Raw genomic sequence first — 14739 nt, 5'->3', positions numbered from 1 at the left:
GTGCACATAATTAGTAGCCCATATCTTGTGCCATGAGTAACCACTTAACACCATTGGAAGTATGCGAGCGCCTGATCGGTTCACTACCGGTTTTGGAACGGATTGCTGGGATGCGCCCTAAATCAGCTTATGCTTGGCGTAGGCCAGCACAAAGCCGTCCTTCTGGTCACATGCCAGCTCTGATCAATGGCAAACTGCTGACCTATGCGCGTGAACACAACATTCCGCTGACGGCCGAGCACTTGATTTGCGGTGCGTCTGCAGTCGAAATCGACGCCTTACTAAAGGACGTAGCCGCATGATCTGCGCTCGCCCCATAAACCTATTCGGGCCTTCCTCGGGTCGTTGCACTGTCTGTCAACGATTTTCGGCCCGCGTATCCGGTTCGTGCAGTGACCGGAGCCAACTGGCGGGGTGCTCAATCCCCGCCCCTTTTATTCCGAATTGCCCTGAGTTTATGACATGGATCAGGGCGATCTTGCGTGTCGTTATAGGCTATACAAAAAGCCTTCCCCCGTACGCAAGCATGGCCGGCGCCGATGGCAGCTGGTGCCGGCCATGACCTATTCCGCCACGCTCGCCCATAATCTGCGGATGTTCAGCTGTGCCATGAAAGCGATATCGGGCTCACTGAACCAGCGGGATCAGTTTGACCTGATGCGCCACACATTACAGCTGCATGCTGATGACCCTGCGCGTGTGGCTGCTGTGAATGATTTCATCGACGGTGTTCAGATCGGCATGGGCTGTGCTGGAACAATTTTGCGCAGCTGGTTGCTTGAGAACGCGCCGGCTTCGTCTGACTTTGATCCAGCCAGCGCCCAAAAGACTGTGGAGCGCTACGACTGGCAGGACCGGAAGGATCTGTCATGAACAGCGGCCCCCGTAAACTGACCACGGCAGATGCCGTTTTGCAAAATTATCTGGCCGTTCTTTGCACAGGATTGGCCCAAGATGATGCGGAAACCGAAGTTTATCTTGGCGAAATCAAGAAGGTTTTGCCCCTCGTAACCCGTGAAGCCTTTTGGATCGGCCCTATGGCGGCTGCCGCAGACATGCTGCTGCTGCATCCGCCCGTCACGGGCAAGCGTGTGGATCCCAACTGGACACGCGGCAAGGCAGATGCCCAGGCCGCGCTGGTTAATTTCTACAAATGGCGCGGAGCTGCTGCGCTGACACAGATGGAAAAGGAGACTTCCCGTGACCAACGCAGTTAAATCAATCACGATCAAAGCAGTAGACGTCGGCTATTTGGTGGAAACGTTTTTCAAGGTCGAGGCCTATTCAAGTAATCGTCTGGCCACAGTTGCGCTGTCATCCAAGCGCGATTTGCTGGACTATCTGCATGTTGTAGTTCCGACATCAAACGATTTGTTTGTCGATCAAGACGATGAACACCAGCCTGAAGCCGAGCCACATGATTTTTCAGCTGTGTTGGACAGCGGGCTGGTGAAAGAAAAGACGCCTGCAGCCGTTCCTGATACGCCGAAGGTTGTTGATCCACAGGTTGATGCCCAAGCGGCTGGAAAGATCATGGAAGAGCTGGTTCCAGTCGACACACCAGCGACAGAAGCCAAACCTGAACCATCCGCTGAAGAACCGCCCAAGATGGCCCCCAAGTCAAAGCCAAACTTCCAGAAGCGTGAGTGGAGCGACGCCAATCTAGCCGAACTCGATAATCTGTATTTCCGGGGCTACAAGGCCAAGAACATTTCGGAAATCCTAGGGCGTGACAGAAAGCAGGTCGCGAACATGATCACTCGTCGCGGACTGGTGGTGAAAGCCAAAAAGAAAGCGGCTGTTTCCGTAAAGGCTGCAAGAACCCAAGCCAAACCTGCCACGCCCACCCCTGCAGCGCCTCTCAAAGCGCACGCGTCCGGGCCTGTTTTGGGCGCGACGATCGGCAAAATGATCCTTCCAAAATCCAAAATCGACGGATGGGCGGCAAAAGATGATCTGCGCATGCTGGAAGCTTTTGCCCGCGGCGTTTCTGCCAAAGACTTTGCAGCGATCGAGGAATTGGAAAAAGACCAGATCGTCACGCGTTACCGCGAACTGGTGCCAGACGCCAGCATCGAGCTGCAAGCCAAAGTGACCCAATACCTGCGCGAAGACCTTAGCCAGGCGGCGTAGGTCCGACTGAAATCTAGAAGCTAGATCAACCCAACCCGAAAAAAGGAAAGAGATCATGGGACACGTAATAATCAATTCAGGCCCTGTAATGGGCGTAAATGCACCGATCAACACCAGCGCAATGGACATTGTCCGGCTTCGCTTCAACCCATCCAACCTCGAACAGGTGGACTGTATCAAGTCCCTAGCAGCTGCCTTGATTTCTCAATGTGAGGCTATCCGCGACGCAGGCGGGCCGGGCGCGCGCGAAGCAGCCAAGGCAATTACAGACGTCCAGTCAGCAAGCATGTTTGCTGTCGCAGCTGCCACCGCCGGTCTTTGAACCCAAACAAGGAACGACAGCCATGAAAGATTCCCAAGCCGTTTTGATGATGCAGCGTTGCGCCCGCGAAATCCGTTCACTGCGGCGCATCAATGCCGAGCTCGCACCAAAGGCAGAAGCTTACGATAACCTGCATCAAGTGCTGAAAATGATGCCGCAGCGAGGCGAAGGCGCTGCTGAAGATCTGGTGTGGGTGCTGGAAAACGAGATTGCAGAAATTCAGACTGCCGAAGCACTCAACCCAACCAAGACCGAATAACCAACTACCGAGCAGTGACCTGGGCACGTCCTTAAACGGCCCCAATACCAAACATGAATACGGGGCAGCAGGTAATGCGCGACTTCAAGGCAGAGACCGCCGAAATTGTAGAACGTCTTGCAGCCCGTGCAGAAGATGTGGCGCGGCGCTATGCGCCGGGCGGCCATGTTCAAGGCACGAAGTATTGGGCTCGGTGCCCCTGGCGCGATGATAAACACGCCAACTCCTTTTATGTGAACATCGCTGGATCCTATCTTGGTTGGTTTTATGACCACAGCACCGGTGACAAGGGCGACATGCTGAAGCTGATCGAGCGGGCCTTGCGCACAGATTTCAAAGGCGCATTGTCCGAGGCCCGCGCCATGCTGGGCATGGTTAACGAAACACCCGCACAGCGCCAGATCCGGATGCGACAGGCCGACAAAGCCAAGCGCGACCAGGAGCAGGCGATGCGCAACGGGGCAGAACGCGCCCAGCAACGCGCCCGTGTGGCGCAATCCGTTTATTTGAATAGCAAGGTTGATTGGCAGGACACGCCAGCCGAATACTATCTGGCCGCACGTGGTATCACGCTGGATCGTCTGGGACGCCTGCCCCATGCGATCCGGTTCCATCCGGATCAAAAGATCAACCAAATCGACAAGACAACCGGTGAAGTGTTCGACGGCAGTTATCCTGCCATGGTCACTGCTGTTTATGGACCAAGCGCAGACGACGGCACACGGCCGAAATTTTTCACAGTGCAGATCCATTACCTTCAGGCCCAACCAGAAGCCAGCTGGTGGGCGCATCACCACCCCGACAAGATTGTGCATCCCGATCCCGCCAAACGCTGGTGGAAAGCCGAGATCCTGAAACCCAAAACGTATTTCTTTGGCGCGCCCAAGAAAGGCGGTTTTGTGCGGTTGTGGACGGGCGTTGGCCCCCGTGGCGGCAAAGGAGCCCCATTAAGCCGCGCTGACGGAACCGTCTGGATCACCGAAGGCATCGAGGACGGATTAAGTGCTGCTGTGCTGGATCCGACAAAGCGGGTTCTGGCCGCGCTCGATCTGGCCAACATCAAAAATATGATCCTGCCAGCCGCGATCAAAACCGTCGTGTTGGTTGCCGATCGGGACGAAAAGCCCGAGCAGATCAAGGTTCTGGATGATGCAGCCGAGACATTCCGCGCCCAGGGCCGCGAGGTTTCAGTCTGGCGAAATAATTACGGCGGCAAGGATTTGAACGATGCCCTGCTGCTGGCGTTGAAGGAAGACCATAGGGGCGCACCATGACCGAAGATCGTAAAAAGCCCAAAAGGCCGACGTTAACTGTGCTGAACAGCGAACTGGATCCGCCCCCACATCAATCCGCGCCTTCAGAGGACACCACAGATCAGCCAAACCCTTTTTTGGACACACAGGACAAGCCTAAAAACAAAGGGGAGATATTCGCCGGATGTCAGGTCCAGGCGCTTGGTGTTCAAGGCAGCACATACTTTTATCTGGACATGTTGGGCCAGTTGCGGGCGATCACACGGCACGACAAAGAAGCAATTAACGGCCTGTTTTCCAGCCAACCGCAACAGCTTTATGTGAACTTTCCCCGATATAACAAAGACGGTGATCTGAGTGGTTGGGACGGCGAAGGTGCCCGAGAAGCAATGATGCGCGCTTGTTCTGAAAAAGGTGTCTGGAACGCCTTTGAACGGGTGCGCGGCCCTGGTGCCTGGCTTGATGACGATGGTGGTATCATCCTGCATTCTGGGGATGGTGTTTTCCGCAAAAACAGTTGGAAAATCACCGGCGAGATCGAGGGATTTGTTTACCCGGCCGCACCGCGTCTGAAGCGCCCGTCTGATTTTGGGAACGATTGTTTAACCGCAGCTGGCGAGTTGATCGACCTTTTGGAAACGTGGAACTGGCAGAATGGCGGGATCGATCCGCAGCTGGTTCTGGGGTGGATCTGTGCGGCCATGGTAGGCGGCGCGTTGAAGTGGCGGCCGATGGCTTGGATTTCAGGCGACGCCGGCATGGGTAAATCCACCTTGCAGGAATTGATCCACGACATTCTGGGCGGCGATGGTGCCAGCCTGCGTGCCACAGACGCGACCGAGGCAGCATTGCGGCAAATGATTGGCCAGAGCAGCATTCCCGTGTGTCTGGACGAGCAAGAAGCCAGCGGCAACAACGCCAAGGTAGACAACATCGTCAAACTTGCCCGTCAGGCATCATCTGGCGGTTTAATCCTGCGAGGTGGCGCGGATCACAAAGGCCAGAGCTTCATGGCCCGCAACTGTTTTCTGTTTTCGTCAATCCTTGTGCCGCCCCTGAAGGACCAGGACTTGAGCCGGATTGCCGTGCTGAACCTGCTACGTTTGCGTAAGGGTGCCATTCCACCCCGCCTGATACCGTCAGAGGTGCAACAGCTTGGCGCGCGTCTGAAGGCGCAGATATTAGCCAACTGGGGCCATTTCAGAGACACGTTGGCATTGTATCAAGCCGAACTGGCCCGCGAGGGCTACACAGCCCGCGCACAGGATCAATATGGCACCCTGCTGGCCATGGCCGATCTGGTCAGCCACCCCGACCCTGCCACACAAGAGCGGGTCGAAAAGTGGGTCGGATCATTGCAAAATGCAGTGCAGTCCCAGCAGGACGACCAGACAGCCGGCTACGAAAAGATGCTGGCCCATTTGATGCAACAGCCCGTGAATACCATCAAAGGCGGCAGTCAGGTTCTGGTGGGCGAGCTGGTGGAAGCCGCCATTCGATCGCCAATGGAAGACGATGTTGATCAACTGATCAGCCCGGACAAGGCCCGACGAGAATTGCAAAGATTAGGCTTGCGGGCCTACGGCGTTGGAGAGGCCGCACAACTGGCGATTGCAAACAGTCACACCAATCTTGCCACCTATTTTGAGACCACACGCTGGAAAGATGGCGTCTGGAAACAGGATTGCGCGCGTATTCCGGGCTTTAGTCGCACCACGCCGATCAGCTACGGCGCAGGCCTGAACATCAGATCCAGCAAGTTCCCACTGGCATCCATACCCCATTTTTTTGCTGATAAAACAACGCCAGAGCCGTCGCAGGCGGCGACGGCACCGCAATCCTCCGACCTCAACGACTTCATGTGAGTGAACAGATGATCTTGACCCCGACCCCAATCCGCGCCAATCTGACCACACCCCGACCCGACGGGCTTAACAAAAATACTCATAGCGCGTCGGGATATTGCAACCAAAGGTTGCTGGCGACAGCCACGCGGGTTCGGGGGAAAACCTCTACACCTCTACAAAACGGGTTTTCCAGTGTAGAGGCTTTTGTAGAGGCTAACACACTAAAAACAAACACAAAATCCGCAACCTCTACACCTCTACAAAAAAAACGAGGTTATACGTGTACGCGCGCATGCGTATACGCGCGCATGCAGGCACGCGCGTGTAAGAAAACATATAAATTCTGTAGAGGTGTAGAGACCTGTAATTTTGACAGGGAAAACAACAACTTAACCTCCACAAAAGCCTCTACACCGCAAAAGCCAAAATGTAGAGGTGTAGAGGTTTTGCACCGACCTATAGCATCAAAACCAGTCAACCCATTGAAAACACATAAAAAATGGGGGTTAAATTGACCAATAAACCAACATTGGCCGAAATTGAGGCCCGCGAAATGGCTGCTGCGGTGGATGAGCAGATGGCAGGCGGTCAGCAGATGTCGTTTCTGCCCGAGGCGCAGGGTGTCCAGGTGCCAGACGGCGTGCGAAAGCCCGGACGGCCCGAAGGTGCCAAAAACAAGGGCAGCAGCCAGATGCGGGATTTTCTGGCTGCTCAGGGCATGTCGATGCCGGAACTGCGCCTGGCCGAGATCGCAGGGCTGAACAGCCGCGACGATGTGGTGATCTGGGCAATGAAGCGCGCGAACCAGCTGCTGGACTGGATGGCCGATGGATCCACCGTGCGGGTGATGACCAAAAAGGCCACGAAAAAGGAGATGGCCAAGTTCGAGGATCAGCCGTGGGTGCCAAGCGCCAAGGACAAGGGCGATGCGTTTCGGCTGTTCTACGCGCAGGCCATGACCGCAGCCAGCGCCGTTCTGCCCTATGTCGGGGCAAAGGCCAGCCCGGACGTGACCCAGAATGTGAACGTTACGCAGGTGGTTATGCCAGGCGCACAGCCCGCGCAGGATCGCGCTGATCCGCGTGTGATTGACGGATCCGCACGGCCTGTTGGTGGTCCGCCACCGCTCCCCAAAGAAACCCAACAAAATCAAGTAGTTAGCAATTCATCCGAAGATCATTCGGACAACGAAAGTCGGACGAAATGACTAAGGCACTGAAAACTATAGGGAAATTCTGGGCGAACCTACTGATTAAAAATCAGTTTGCCACCCACCCCCACCTTGCCCCAGCCGCAGAGGGCGAGGCGCGCGCGCATGGGGGGGGAGGCCACCCCGCGCAAACTCTCCCGCCCCTCTCTGTGAGGCCATCCGACATTTTGGCCAAACTGGCGGTGAAGCTATGAACGGAACGTTTGGAATATTCAGCTGGGGTCGGGGGGTGTGCAGATCGCCGTCTGATGTTGCTGGGGGAAATGGCGCTGCCAGCAACGACCAAGTGGGGTTGGGGGAAGCGGATTACCGGAACATGGGGGCGGATCCGCAGGCAGCAATTGCGAAGCTAACGGGCGATTTTGCAACTGACAAGCCTGAAATTCAGAGTTCTGATTTCCCTGGTCCTGTGGCAGAAGCCGCCTATTGGGATGATGGTTCGATTGTCGGGCTTCAAGGGCCGGTCGGTTCTGGCAAAACCACAACCATGCTGAAGTCCAGAATTCGACGCGCGTGCTATATGCCACGCAGCACGCGGACAGAAAAGTTTCACGGCATTACCGGCAATTGGCGTCGCTACAAGTTGTTGGTGATCCGTGAAACCTATCGCCAGCTGTGGTCCACGACCATTCCCGACTTTCTGCATGTGTACCCAAAGGATATGGGCGAGTGGGTTGGTGGCCGTGGTGGTCCCGTGACATACACCATGATTTTCCAAGACGCTTATGGACCGATCGAATTCATTGCCGAGTTCATGGCCTTTGGGGATGATATCGTTGCCAGTTTGCGCGGTTACCATGCGACAGACATCTGGCTGCATGAGATGGATACAAACCCACAGGACGTGCTGGTGAACGCTGTAACGCGGATGAACCGCTGGCCAGATAAGGCATCCTTTGAGGGATACGCACCTGAATTTCGCGACTATGGCCAGATCATTGGAGACTTCAACGCCCCGGAAGAGGACAACTGGTGCAACCAGTTCTTTGCGGACCCTGCAGAACGGGCGCGGATCGTCAATGAAATGAACCGTTCCTTGTCGATCGAGGCGGAAAAGACGGGCGCGGACTTCAATCCGATCCAGATCAACTATCATCGCCAGCCTGGCTTCGGCGAACCAGGGTGCGAAAACCTTCAAAATCTGGGTGCCGGATATTACCCAACGGCCATTGCCGCGCAAAAGCTGGCTGGACGCGGCGATCTGGTAGAGCGCCTGATCCGCAACAAAGTCACCGTGATGAAGGTAGGCGAACCCGTTTTCGAACGGGAGTTCAACGAAGCTATTCACGTGCGCAATATGGAACCAGACCGCGACCAGCCACTGTTGATCGGGCTGGATCAGGGCTTTCGGGGCGCGGCGGTGATTGGCCAGTTCCATCCGCGTTTCCATTGGCGTATTTTTGCAGAACTGATGTTTCCGGATCGACGCATGATGGCTGTGGCCTTTGCCCGAAAGCTGCGGGATCTACTGGATGAGATTTTCCCTGGTATGGCCGTCGAGGCAGCTTGGGGCGATATGGCAGGGGAACAAGGTAGTTCTCTTGGGGCTGACGAGAATGCCACGTGGAACCGCCTTGTCGGCAAAGAAGCCGGTTTCAAAGTCCGTCCTCAAAAGATCGGCACCAACCGCATCCAACCCCGATTGGAAGCCATTCGTGCGCCATTGGAATATCTGGACGGCGGCGAACCAGGTTTGCTGATCCATCCCCGCTGTGTCCACATGATCCGAGGTTTCAAAGCCAGATATGTTTGGGCTGAAGAAGTCGGCAAACATGGCGAAAAACGCAAAGTTCCCGACAAGTCCCACGTGGAAGCCAACGTGATGGATGCTGCGCAATACCTGCTGTTGTCCAAAGCAAAACCGGACGGCACCAGCCCAATCAGTTCCCGCCAGCAGAATAGCGCCCCAGGTCAACTGGGGCACAACGGAGGACCGCCGCTGGCATCACATGGCGGCCTTCAAACCAACTTTGATGTCCTTAACCCATACGGAGAAACACGATGACCAAGAAAACCGAACACGACCTATCCGCGATCATTACCCGCATTGATACAGGCCGCCACGGATACCTTGAACAAACGCTGAAGGGCTTAAAAAAAGACGCTGGCCTAAAGGTGAAAAAATTGTCGGCCGATCGCACAGAAGTCACAATGGCTGGCATTACAGCACGTGCCGTCGGTGGGGAATTAGCCGCATTGGATAACTGGTCCAACGCGGCGCGCCGCGCCATGACACAGCAACAGGCCTGATCCTATGGCTCCGTTGTTTCAGACCCCACGGCTTGCCGTTTATCCGTATCAGACGCAGCTTGCGCGGTCTGTGTTCGACTTTCTGGATCTGAATGATCTGGCTGAAGGTCGGGCCGTCCGTGGGGATCCTGAAGCAACGGCGCTGGATATGTTTCTGGATTGGCATGGTGCCAATACCTATCGCCTGATCAGCCACGTTATCACCACTCGAAAATCAGGCCGTGAAACACCCTTTGCCGTACTGGGCTTATCCCATACCGGATACGCGGGTGTCGGCCAAGTGGCCCTGCTCGCGCGTCACCACCACTTGTTTGCCCGTCCACTGGCGGAAACCTGCGTACTGGCCCGGAAAAACATAGAGGCCGTTGCCAGGAGGCGCGGCTTAACCCGGCTGGAAGCACGCAGTTGGGCTGGGCACCCGAGCGGCGGCCGCCTGCTGGAAACCATCGGCTTTGCTCTTGAAACACAAATGCCCGGCTTCGGTGACGGTGAAATATTTGAGCAATACGGCCTGCAAATTCCAACCACTTCAACCCAAACAGGAGACTAAAAATGTGCGTTCTTGGTAAACAACAAGTGGCTGCCCCTACCCTTATTTCTGCGCGCGATAACAGTGCTGCCCGAGCGGAGGCATCCCGTGAAACCCGCCGCCGTCGTGGCGCTAGCGCCGCTGCAAACGTGCTGACCAGCCCGATCGGCTTGCCTTCGGGGCGCAGCATGACAACCGAACTGGGCGGGGTGGCAGCGTGAAGATGGATTTAGAACTTGACCTTGGGGTCGAGAATAACCCGTTGGCCAGCAAGATTATCCAGCGCTGGGATGAATTGAAATCCGAGCGGACGCAGGATGAACAGGATTGGAATGATCTCGCCGAACTGTTACGCCCGCAGCGGACCGGATTTTTGACGGCCAGCCCCACCCTTGCGACCCGTCACAAGGCATTAGCCAGTGACCCGATCATGGCCGCGAACAACTTTTCGGCTGGTCTCTACGGCACTCTGATCAGCCCCACAAACAAATGGTTTGATCTGAAATCAGCAGATCCGGAGTTTGCCAAATGGGGCCCGATGAAACGCTGGCAAGACATGGCTTCAGACATCGTGCTGCGCAGTTTCCGACCCTCTGTCAGTAATTTTTACAGTTCGGGCATTCAGTTGTTCACTGACATTTCGGTATTCGGAAATTCGGCACAATACGAAGAAATGCAGATTGGCAAGCAGCGCATTCTGGACGTCACCCTGTCTATGGCCGAGATCTGCTATGTGATTGATGCCCACGGCGAAGTCATTGAGGTTCTGCGCAAATTTGACATCACGGGCACATCTGCGGCCGACATGTTCGGCTATGACAACCTGCCAGAGAAAATGCGGGACAAAGCAGACAAAGGCGGGTTGGAAAAGTTCCCGTTTTATATGCAGGTCAAACGCAACAGCAGCTGGCAAAAAGGCCGTATTGGCCCCAGGGGTAAACGCTGGTCCAGTGTCTATGTTTGCGAAGTCGGCAAAGCTGTTGTGCGGCGAAAGGGGTATGATGAAATGCCCTTTAGCGCCGCGCGCTATGAAGTGGACACTGGTCGTACCTACGGCACCGGCCCAGGCTATATCGCATTGCCAAGCGCACGTGTGCATCACCAAATGAAGGCCGCCAATTTGCGGGCCGGTCAGAAGGCTGCAGATCCAACACTTTTGGCCCCTGACAAGGATGCCTGGGCTTTGAACGGTTTAGCACGCCCGGGTCATACGATCTATGGCGGGCTGGACTTTCAAGGCCGGAAAATGTTGCAAGGCTTGGACAATTTCGGCGGCACTGGCCTGTCACTGGAAATGCAGGCCGGAGAACTTGAAGCCATCCGCGAGGCGTTTCACTGGTCCCTGACAAACCTTGTGGGGCGAACCGGCATTGGCCCGATCGAGGCGCTGGAAATGCAAGAACAGCGTTTGCGGCTGCAAGCCCCCCATCTGGGCCGGATCCAAGAGGAATACCTTGCCCCTAAAATCGCCCGTCGTTTTGCCATGATGTGGAAGGCCGGACAGATCCCACCTCCGCCTGAAGGCGGCGATAACGTTGGTCTTGATGTGCAATATACGTCCGCTGCTGCGATGGCGCAGAAAGCCGCTGAAGGTGTTGCGGCTGTGCGTATCATAAACGATCTTGGGCCATTGGCACAGTTGGATCAGGCAAAAGCGCAGCGCGCTGCCGATCGCATTGATGTGGACGCATATGTGGAAACACTGGTCGAGGCCCGAGGCGGTAAATCCAGTCTTTTGATCGACCGTGAAGTCGCGGATGCAGCGGCCGCTCAACGAGCACAACAACAGCAACAAGCCCAGATGATGGAAATGGCGCAGGCCGGCGGCGGTGTTTTGAAAGACGTTGCACAAGCATCTGGGGCATTACAGCAATCGGGCGGACCCGAAGGTGGCACCCAATGAATATTTTCGACCGGTTCACTCTGCTACGGTCCACAATCACCGATCGTCGTATGGCCGGTGCCGTGGCCGCCCGCTGGTCAGGCGTTGCTGCCAAAAATCCGGCATTGGCTGAAGACCTGATCCGGATCGGTGGGATTTTGGCAATTCAGCCCACCGAATATGAAAACGGCGTACCCAAACCCACGCCAATTGACCCCGTGCGTCTGGCCTATGACCAAGGCCGGCGCGACCTAGCGCTGCAACTTTTGGCGCTGATGAAAATCACCCCTTACGAACTATCCCAAATCACGGAGTATGAAACATGAAACCCTTTTTCCTTTCGTTCTGGACTATGCCACTTTGGGCGCCAAACGACGGCGGCACCCCTCCCCCGTCAGCCCCACCTGCAGGAGACCCACCAGCAGGCGAAGGCCAGACCCCGCCAGCTGGCGACCCACCTGCAGGCGAAGGCGACACCCCGCCAGCCGGAGAGCCCCCAGCTGGAGAGCCAAAGCCAAAGTGGTTTGAAGGCGACCGTTTTAACGAAGATCAGCGTGCCTATCTGAACAAACGCGGGCTGGATCAAATGGATGATCCACTTGATGCGTTGCAAAAGACCATTGAGGCACATCGCAACCAGTCTAAAGTTATGCGGAACGGCGAAGAAAACTATCTGGACAAGCCTGCTGCAGATCAGGCGTTGGCAGATTACCGCAAGGCCAACGCAGAGATTTTCGGTGTGCCCGAAGCGCCAGATAAATACGCGCTTGAAAAGCCTGACCTTCCCGAAGGCATGCAATGGAACGCACCGATGGAAGAGGCGGCACGGAAAATGGCCCATGATCAGGGTTGGTCACAAGAAGACTTTGGCAAAGCAGTTGAGCTGTATTCAAAATTTTCGGTGGAGGATTTTAAAACGGCAGAACAGGAATACGCTGAAACCAACGCCACAATGATGGACGAACTCACCGCGAAGTGGGGCGATGCAAGCAAACAAAATATGGCTCTGGCATCCCAGGCAATGGATATGATTGCCCGTGAAGCTGGTCTTGGGAATGATGAAATCGCGCTGATGAGCCAAGCATTGAAACCAAAAATTGGCGATGCGTCCACCATCCGGATTTTTGCCAAGCTGGGGGAAATGATGGCGGACGATAGCATGCCTGGCCTTGGGAACGGATCACGAGATCTGGGCCTGACGCCTGAAGCTGCGCGCCAGCAACTTGAAACGATGCAGGGCAAAGATGGTCCATACGGCAAAGCTCTTGCTGCTGGCGACAAGGCCGAAATGGCGCGCCTGAAACCACAGCGGGATCGGCTGATAAAAATCATTGCCGGCTAACGGTAGCTTCTACCCCATTGTGGGGGCAATCACTCTGCCCCCACAAAATGTGCTTGACTTTGGAATAGAACTTGGAGTCAAAGTAATTTCATAATTCCGGCTTACCCACGTTAATTGGACGTGGCCCGGTTGGCAGGCGGCGAATAAGACCCCCGATTAGTCCCCGTAAGGGACAGGCTGGGCCAGGCATCGCGATCCTGCATACCCCTCCCGAAATCATCACACATCGTTGTTATTTTTTCAGGAGGACAAGCATGTCTCTCGATACCAAGGTGGAAGACCACCACAAATTGCAGTTTGGCGAGAACTTCAAACTAGCGACAGCCTATGAAGGCTCAAAACTGCGGCCATTTGTGACCGAACAACCCTGTTCTGGCGAAGGGGCTGTTGCCGCCGATTTGATTGGCGACATCACCTATATTCGGCGTTCTGGCCGTCGCCGGTCTAATATTGAAAACGTTCCCGACAGAGAACGTCGTTGGTTGGTTTACCGCGACCCGATCGAAACTGGTCAATATCTGGACAAGGTGGACAAGTTCCGCCAGATCGATGATCCAACCAGCCAATTGATCCGCCGGCACAATTTGGCCATTGGCAAAGGTATCGACGATACCATTCTTGGCCTGGATGATGATGGTGCAGTGGACTTTGGTGGCATTCTAGGATCCGCCACAGAAGGCAAACGCCCAGGTGCGACTGTCGAATTGCCCAGCCAGTATCGCACTGTTCACGGCAGTGCCGGCCTGACAATCAGCAAATTGCGCGCAGCACGTAAGCGCCTTGGCTTGTCCGAAAATGATTTGTCCCGTGTTGCTCCCACAATGGCAATCACCACGAACCAGCACGACGATTTGCTGGGCATCGTGGAGACTGCCAGTGCCAACCTGAACATGCTGGAACAGCCCCACATTGTGGAAGGCAAAGTCACACGTTTGATGGGGTTCAACTTTGTTGAAATGAACCGTCTGCCAATTGCTGGCGGGATCCGGCAGTGCCCTGTCTGGTTGAAGGATATGATCGTTCTGGGCGTTTGGCAGGACATCAAAACCAACATGTGGAACGACACCCACGCGGCCAACACCCCATATGCCCACGCAGACGCAGTCATGGACTGTGTGCGCGTCGAGGATCTGGGCGTGCATGTTTGTGAGTGTCAAGAAAGCTAATCCGGTGGCCGTCTGTCACCCGGACGGCCTCTGAAGGAACCTAAAACCACGGAGGGCTTTTTATGGCCATTGTAAGCAACATTTCTACCCTGTTCCGGGATGAAGCCGCTGGCGGCGCTGTTCCGGACGCAACACGTACTGCAGCACGGAGTTACACCGCGACGGGTACAATCACCAATCTTGCCGGTGATCTGGACACATCAAAATACAAAATCGCGTCCATTCCATCAGATGCAATTCTGGATGATCGCACGATTTTCGACGTTGAAAACTGGGGCTTTGCTGCGACGCGCATTGGTACGCTGGATGACGTTGACGCGCTTGTATCAGCGACAACCAGTGCCGCCACGTCCCAATCCCCTGTCGCTTTCGGGGATGCCAATCACGACAAAGAGCTTTGGGAAGTTTTGGGTCTTGCTGCCGATCCAGGCGGCAATATCACCTTGTATGCACATGGGATTGCAGATGCTGCTGGCGCCGGATCGATGCCGTTCCGGATCGTCTGGCTCTACCGATAATCCAACACTCGTGGCGGGCTGATATCAG

General features: G+C 55.5%; 18 protein-coding genes. All 18 read left to right on the top strand.

Translation table 11 applies throughout. The features are described from left to right. Positions 1-110: 110 nt before the first annotated feature. The 18 genes from GGE09_RS17550 (at position 111) to GGE09_RS17465 (ending at position 14711) form a co-directional block, all read left to right on the top strand. On the top strand, positions 111-302 hold the full coding sequence (locus GGE09_RS17550; protein WP_309747474.1) for a hypothetical protein: 192 nt from the start codon (positions 111-113) through the stop codon (positions 300-302). Positions 303-558: 256 nt separating this feature from the next. Continuing rightward, positions 559-873, top strand: coding sequence for a hypothetical protein (locus GGE09_RS17545; RefSeq protein WP_309747473.1), 315 nt, complete (start codon positions 559-561; stop codon positions 871-873). Continuing rightward, the gene (locus GGE09_RS17540; protein WP_309747472.1) at positions 870-1217 is read left to right on the top strand and encodes a hypothetical protein; all 348 of its coding nucleotides are present in this window, start codon (positions 870-872) and stop codon (positions 1215-1217) included. The genes GGE09_RS17545 and GGE09_RS17540 overlap by 4 nt, the downstream gene beginning before the upstream one ends. Further along, a complete protein-coding gene (locus GGE09_RS17535) occupies positions 1201-2133 on the top strand; it encodes a hypothetical protein (protein ID WP_309747471.1) in 933 nt (310 codons plus the stop codon). The genes GGE09_RS17540 and GGE09_RS17535 overlap by 17 nt, the downstream gene beginning before the upstream one ends. A 55-nt stretch (positions 2134-2188) precedes the next feature. Continuing rightward, positions 2189-2455, top strand: coding sequence for a hypothetical protein (locus tag GGE09_RS17530; protein WP_309747470.1), 267 nt, complete (start codon positions 2189-2191; stop codon positions 2453-2455). Positions 2456-2477: 22 nt separating this feature from the next. After that, complete coding sequence (locus tag GGE09_RS17525) at positions 2478-2714, top strand: hypothetical protein (protein WP_309747469.1); 237 nt, start codon at positions 2478-2480, stop codon at positions 2712-2714. Between the two features lie 74 nt (positions 2715-2788). Then, positions 2789-3988: a toprim domain-containing protein gene (locus GGE09_RS17520; RefSeq protein WP_309747468.1), complete on the top strand. Its 1200-nt coding sequence runs from the start codon at positions 2789-2791 to the stop codon at positions 3986-3988. Further along, positions 3985-5832: a hypothetical protein gene (locus GGE09_RS17515; RefSeq protein ID WP_309747467.1), complete on the top strand. Its 1848-nt coding sequence runs from the start codon at positions 3985-3987 to the stop codon at positions 5830-5832. The genes GGE09_RS17520 and GGE09_RS17515 overlap by 4 nt, the downstream gene beginning before the upstream one ends. Positions 5833-6325: 493 nt before the next feature. Then, positions 6326-7021 carry a hypothetical protein gene (locus GGE09_RS17510; protein ID WP_309747466.1) on the top strand — a complete coding sequence of 232 codons (696 nt, stop codon included), beginning with the start codon at positions 6326-6328 and terminating at the stop codon, positions 7019-7021. A gap of 232 nt (positions 7022-7253) precedes the next feature. Then, a complete protein-coding gene (locus tag GGE09_RS17505) occupies positions 7254-9029 on the top strand; it encodes a hypothetical protein (RefSeq protein ID WP_309747465.1) in 1776 nt (591 codons plus the stop codon). Then, on the top strand, positions 9026-9274 hold the full coding sequence (locus GGE09_RS17500) for a hypothetical protein (protein WP_309747464.1): 249 nt from the start codon (positions 9026-9028) through the stop codon (positions 9272-9274). Before GGE09_RS17505 ends, GGE09_RS17500 begins: the two co-directional genes overlap by 4 nt. 4 nt (positions 9275-9278) lie before the next feature. Beyond that, on the top strand, positions 9279-9824 hold the full coding sequence (locus tag GGE09_RS17495) for a hypothetical protein (protein ID WP_309747463.1): 546 nt from the start codon (positions 9279-9281) through the stop codon (positions 9822-9824). 2 nt (positions 9825-9826) lie between these two features. Further along, on the top strand, positions 9827-10024 hold the full coding sequence (locus GGE09_RS17490) for a hypothetical protein (protein ID WP_309747462.1): 198 nt from the start codon (positions 9827-9829) through the stop codon (positions 10022-10024). Positions 10025-10026: 2 nt separating this feature from the next. Continuing rightward, positions 10027-11706: a portal protein gene (locus GGE09_RS17485; protein WP_309747461.1), complete on the top strand. Its 1680-nt coding sequence runs from the start codon at positions 10027-10029 to the stop codon at positions 11704-11706. After that, positions 11703-12011 (top strand): hypothetical protein, encoded by a 309-nt coding sequence (locus GGE09_RS17480; RefSeq protein WP_309747460.1) that lies wholly within the window; start codon positions 11703-11705, stop codon positions 12009-12011. The genes GGE09_RS17485 and GGE09_RS17480 overlap by 4 nt, the downstream gene beginning before the upstream one ends. After that, entirely contained in the window at positions 12008-13027 is a 1020-nt protein-coding gene (locus tag GGE09_RS17475) for a hypothetical protein (protein ID WP_309747459.1), read from the top strand. Before GGE09_RS17480 ends, GGE09_RS17475 begins: the two co-directional genes overlap by 4 nt. Positions 13028-13281: 254 nt before the next feature. Then, entirely contained in the window at positions 13282-14193 is a 912-nt protein-coding gene (locus GGE09_RS17470; RefSeq protein WP_309747458.1) for a phage capsid protein, read from the top strand. A 62-nt stretch (positions 14194-14255) separates the two neighbouring features. After that, the gene (locus GGE09_RS17465; RefSeq protein WP_309747457.1) at positions 14256-14711 is read left to right on the top strand and encodes a hypothetical protein; all 456 of its coding nucleotides are present in this window, start codon (positions 14256-14258) and stop codon (positions 14709-14711) included. Positions 14712-14739: the final 28 nt, after the last annotated feature.

Source organism: Roseobacter sp. N2S (genome assembly GCF_031454055.1).
In the GTDB taxonomy this organism is placed as follows: Bacteria; Pseudomonadota; Alphaproteobacteria; order Rhodobacterales; family Rhodobacteraceae; genus Amylibacter.
The sequence above is the reverse complement of the archived record's forward strand: the minus strand, read 5'-3'. Positions and strand labels throughout refer to the sequence as shown.

Excerpts from the sequence above, each read along its gene's own strand:
- GGE09_RS17550 (WP_309747474.1), top strand. The coding sequence starts at position 111 with ATGCGCCCTAAATCAGCTTATGCTTGGCGTAGGCCAGCACAAAGCCGT.
- GGE09_RS17545 (WP_309747473.1), top strand. The coding sequence starts at position 559 with ATGACCTATTCCGCCACGCTCGCCCATAATCTGCGGATGTTCAGCTGT.
- GGE09_RS17540 (WP_309747472.1), top strand. The coding sequence starts at position 870 with ATGAACAGCGGCCCCCGTAAACTGACCACGGCAGATGCCGTTTTGCAA.
- GGE09_RS17530 (WP_309747470.1), top strand. The coding sequence starts at position 2,189 with ATGGGACACGTAATAATCAATTCAGGCCCTGTAATGGGCGTAAATGCA.
- GGE09_RS17525 (WP_309747469.1), top strand. The coding sequence starts at position 2,478 with ATGAAAGATTCCCAAGCCGTTTTGATGATGCAGCGTTGCGCCCGCGAA.
- GGE09_RS17520 (WP_309747468.1), top strand. The coding sequence starts at position 2,789 with ATGCGCGACTTCAAGGCAGAGACCGCCGAAATTGTAGAACGTCTTGCA.
- GGE09_RS17515 (WP_309747467.1), top strand. The coding sequence starts at position 3,985 with ATGACCGAAGATCGTAAAAAGCCCAAAAGGCCGACGTTAACTGTGCTG.
- GGE09_RS17500 (WP_309747464.1), top strand. The coding sequence starts at position 9,026 with ATGACCAAGAAAACCGAACACGACCTATCCGCGATCATTACCCGCATT.
- GGE09_RS17495 (WP_309747463.1), top strand. The coding sequence starts at position 9,279 with ATGGCTCCGTTGTTTCAGACCCCACGGCTTGCCGTTTATCCGTATCAG.
- GGE09_RS17490 (WP_309747462.1), top strand. The coding sequence starts at position 9,827 with ATGTGCGTTCTTGGTAAACAACAAGTGGCTGCCCCTACCCTTATTTCT.
- GGE09_RS17485 (WP_309747461.1), top strand. The coding sequence starts at position 10,027 with ATGGATTTAGAACTTGACCTTGGGGTCGAGAATAACCCGTTGGCCAGC.
- GGE09_RS17480 (WP_309747460.1), top strand. The coding sequence starts at position 11,703 with ATGAATATTTTCGACCGGTTCACTCTGCTACGGTCCACAATCACCGAT.
- GGE09_RS17475 (WP_309747459.1), top strand. The coding sequence starts at position 12,008 with ATGAAACCCTTTTTCCTTTCGTTCTGGACTATGCCACTTTGGGCGCCA.
- GGE09_RS17470 (WP_309747458.1), top strand. The coding sequence starts at position 13,282 with ATGTCTCTCGATACCAAGGTGGAAGACCACCACAAATTGCAGTTTGGC.
- GGE09_RS17465 (WP_309747457.1), top strand. The coding sequence starts at position 14,256 with ATGGCCATTGTAAGCAACATTTCTACCCTGTTCCGGGATGAAGCCGCT.